The sequence below is a fragment of the Mesorhizobium sp. M2E.F.Ca.ET.209.01.1.1 genome (assembly GCF_004010375.2).
Classification (GTDB): Bacteria; Pseudomonadota; Alphaproteobacteria; order Rhizobiales; family Rhizobiaceae; genus Mesorhizobium.
Genome location: NZ_SADP02000424.1, coordinates 1 through 371 on the forward strand (window position 1 = coordinate 1; position 371 = coordinate 371).

The following is a 371-nucleotide window of genomic DNA, read 5'->3' on the forward strand; positions in this document are numbered from 1 at the left end:
GGCAATGCCGATCACCTCGCCGGCGCGGACATTGAGGCTGATGTTCTTGAGCGGAATGGAAAACGGCGTTGCCGGCTTGCGGCTGAGGCCGCGGATTTCGAGCAGCGGCTGCGTGGTCTCGATCCCCTCGACCGGCGCCCGCACCACAGCCTGCACCTCGCTGCCAACCATCATGCGGGCGAGCGATGAGGCGGTCTCCTCGCGCGGGTTGCAGTGGCCGACCACCTTGCCGTGCCGCAGCACGGTGGCGCGGTCGCAGATGCGTCTGACCTCTTCGAGCTGGTGCGAAATGTCGAGGATCGATTTGCCTTCCCCGCGTAGCCGCTCCAGCTCGTCGAACAGCTTGTCTGCTTCCTGCGGCGTCAGCACCG

Annotated in this window: 1 pseudogene; it reads right to left on the reverse strand. The window is 66.3% G+C overall.

The features are described 5' to 3' along the window. Positions 1–371, reverse strand: a pseudogene (locus EN852_RS36295) (ABC transporter ATP-binding protein); the annotation flags it as partial.